7 protein-coding genes are annotated in these 2698 nt (G+C 35.5%); all 7 read left to right on the top strand.

Annotation, left to right across the window (positions count from 1 at the left end):
* Positions 1-604: hypothetical protein (locus tag SPI61_RS00200; protein ID WP_321136110.1), on the top strand; the 604-nt coding region annotated here is incomplete at its 5' end.
* A complete protein-coding gene (locus tag SPI61_RS00205) occupies positions 601-951 on the top strand; it encodes a hypothetical protein (protein ID WP_321136111.1) in 351 nt (116 codons plus the stop codon). The genes SPI61_RS00200 and SPI61_RS00205, both read left to right, overlap by 4 nt.
* Entirely contained in the window at positions 951-1151 is a 201-nt protein-coding gene (locus tag SPI61_RS00210; protein ID WP_321136112.1) for a hypothetical protein, read from the top strand. The genes SPI61_RS00205 and SPI61_RS00210 overlap by 1 nt, the downstream gene beginning before the upstream one ends.
* Positions 1152-1154: 3 nt before the next feature.
* Positions 1155-1538 (top strand): hypothetical protein, encoded by a 384-nt coding sequence (locus SPI61_RS00215; RefSeq protein WP_321136113.1) that lies wholly within the window; start codon positions 1155-1157, stop codon positions 1536-1538.
* A gap of 16 nt (positions 1539-1554) precedes the next feature.
* Positions 1555-2013, top strand: a complete 459-nt coding sequence (locus tag SPI61_RS00220) for a hypothetical protein (protein WP_321136114.1) — start codon at positions 1555-1557, stop codon at positions 2011-2013.
* Positions 2014-2032: 19 nt separating this feature from the next.
* Positions 2033-2500, top strand: coding sequence for a hypothetical protein (locus SPI61_RS00225; protein WP_321136115.1), 468 nt, complete (start codon positions 2033-2035; stop codon positions 2498-2500).
* Between the two features lie 2 nt (positions 2501-2502).
* Positions 2503-2698, top strand: a 196-nt coding sequence (locus tag SPI61_RS00230) for a hypothetical protein (protein ID WP_321136116.1), incomplete at its 3' end; no start/stop codon positions are given.

Raw genomic sequence — 2698 nt, forward strand, 5'->3', positions numbered from 1 at the left:
TCATTGGACAGATGATATGGTCGATTTTTTGAGAGAAAATTATCCGTATTATCCGAATAAAGAACTTGCCACGATGATTGAAGAAAAGTTCGGCGTTGCGGTTACGGAAGAAAAGGTAAAGTCCGCAAAATCAAATTTCAACATCGGACGCAAAGTTTATCCGAACAAAGGGCGGTTTTACAAAGGCATGACACCGTGGAACAAAGGTCGGACTATGAGTGAAGAAACGCGCGAAAAGGTGAAAAGAACGTGGTTTAAAAAAGGAAACGTTGCAGTAAACACAAAGCCGCTCGGCTCAACGAGAATTAACACCGACGGATATAAGGTTATAAAACTTGCGAAGTCGGGTCAATGGAAGCTTTACTCAAGATATATGTACGAGAAATATCACGATGTAAAACTTAAAGACGACGAGGCGATTATATTTGCCGACAGGAACAAGAAAAATTTCGACAAAGACAATCTAGTCAAGGTCAATCGAAAAGAATTGTTTTATCTCAATAAAAGCGGATTGATTTTTGAAGATAAAGATTTGACAAAAAGCGGAGTGGTTGTTTCCAAAATGGAAATAGCCATTGATGAAAGGAGAAAGGATTTAAAATGACGGAACAAGAAGAAATGTACTTAGGCGATATAAGCGCCGACGAATTAGAAATTTTAAAGGCTTTAAGAGAAGAATTTACTACATCTATGAAATGCTATTTATCCAATGTGTTGAGCGTGTTTGAAAATTTAAAATACGATGAACTTCCGAAAGAAACTAGAATCAACGTAAACTTCAATTTGATTTTTATAAAAATGGTTACGGAATTGAACGAACATTTAATAGAAAAAGCGATTCCACGTGACGCAAGTTTTAAGCAAATGCTTAATATTTACAAATGTTTGATGAGAGCTGCAAACGATTTATTTGACGAAGAAATCGAGAAAAGTAAAAAAGAGATAAAATAATGAATTATTACTACGGAATGAGGCTTAGGGGTTTCAGTATCGGAACTTTCCCGAAAGACGGCTTTGTAGATGTTATGGAAAATAATGTTTATAACGGCAAAGAATATCACGACATTCTGAAATACGACAGAAAATTGACGGAAGAAGAACTTCGGGAATGGGAATTTGATTTTTTAGAAAATTATGAGGAGAAGCAATAGAAAATGGCTAAAGCAAATAACATCGCCATTTACGCAACTATTATTTCTCATTTTATGGAATACGATGTAGAGGAACTTAAAGAACAAGTCGAACGAGGCGAAGCTCCAAAAGAGTGGCTAGACGGATATAAACACGGAATAAAAGAGTATAGAAAAGCAATTATTGATATTGCGACGACAGGGCTGCGAAAAGAGCAACAAGTGAACGAACAAAGAAAATTAGAACTTTACGTAATTGCAGTTGACGGTCTTATAAAAGCGAGAGAAGAAGAATTGAGAGAACGAGTCGAGAGGAGAGATATTTCGAGACAATGGCTATACGGCTATATGGACGGGGCAATAGATTATGAAACGCAGCTCTTGGAAAATGCAATAACAATATTATAGAAAGGAGAAAAAGAAGATGCTGACAACAAAGAAATTTATAAAAGAAGTAGAGGAATTAGGATTTAGATTTTTGCAATGCACAAAAGATATAGAAATTTATTACGAAAATCATCAAGTTGCATATATATCCTGGCATAGGAGATTCTATGTGGGCATAACTTATAAATTTTGCGATTTACCTAAAGAATTGCAAGAAAAGTTGTTCGATTTACTTTTTGAGTATGCAAGAACACCACTTGATGAAAGAGAAACGCAACAAAAGTTTTATCTAAAATTTGCACCGTTGGGGGATGAAAGTCACTTCAATTATCTAAACTACAATTCGTCTTTGAATTGTATTAGATTAAACGACTGCTATCAAACGCCGATGTGTAAAACACAATTTACGCAAAAGGAAATCGACGATATAAAAGAAAAATTCAAGGTTACTCTTAGCGATTTTAAACAAATACCCGTTGAGGAAGAAGAGAAATAAAAGAATGGAGCGAGGAAGAATGATAACGAAAGAAGTAATTGAAGAACTTGAGAAAATGAATCTACGAACGGAAATATGCAGAGGACGTTTAATTGTTATTCATAATGACGGAGAGTACGTTGCTAGTGTAAGCTTAGTAAGAAGATTTGAAGCAAGTGTTGACTTTCGGGGTTTTAGGCGTAGTTTATCTGAAAATGAGAGGACGGCAGTATATTTCTTGGTGACTAGGCTTGCGGCAACTGACCTTGGAGATAGGGGCGAAGAACAGAAGTATTATTTGGAACACAAGTGGCTAGATGACAACCATTACAACGTATGGAACTGTTTGAATTTTCAATTTGAAACAAATGGATATTCAATCGGCAGCCCAATAAATTCGGAATATTCTAAAACACAGTTCACGCAAGCGGAAATTGATGAGATAAAAGAAAAACTCAATACGAACCTTGACGATTTTGAACAAGTACCTATTGAGGATAGGAAGTAGCAATGAACGATATGGAAAAAGCTTTCGAATTATTTGACGTATTAAATAGTGCGATTTACGGAATCGAAGATATAGGCGAATTTGACGATTACGATTTGGATGAGCGAGTGGAAAGTATTTATAAAAGTGTGGAAGAACTTAAGGTCGACGTTGTATCCATTTTAAAAGATTTGGGCATATCCGACAATTTTTTTCAAC

Source organism: Ezakiella sp. (assembly GCF_034180565.1).
Lineage (GTDB): Bacteria > Bacillota > Clostridia > Tissierellales > Peptoniphilaceae > Ezakiella.

Coding starts and splice junctions, on each gene's coding strand:
- SPI61_RS00210 (WP_321136112.1), top strand. CDS start 951: ATGAATTATTACTACGGAATGAGGCTTAGGGGTTTCAGTATCGGAACT.
- SPI61_RS00205 (WP_321136111.1), top strand. CDS start 601: ATGACGGAACAAGAAGAAATGTACTTAGGCGATATAAGCGCCGACGAA.
- SPI61_RS00220 (WP_321136114.1), top strand. CDS start 1,555: ATGCTGACAACAAAGAAATTTATAAAAGAAGTAGAGGAATTAGGATTT.
- SPI61_RS00225 (WP_321136115.1), top strand. CDS start 2,033: ATGATAACGAAAGAAGTAATTGAAGAACTTGAGAAAATGAATCTACGA.
- SPI61_RS00215 (WP_321136113.1), top strand. CDS start 1,155: ATGGCTAAAGCAAATAACATCGCCATTTACGCAACTATTATTTCTCAT.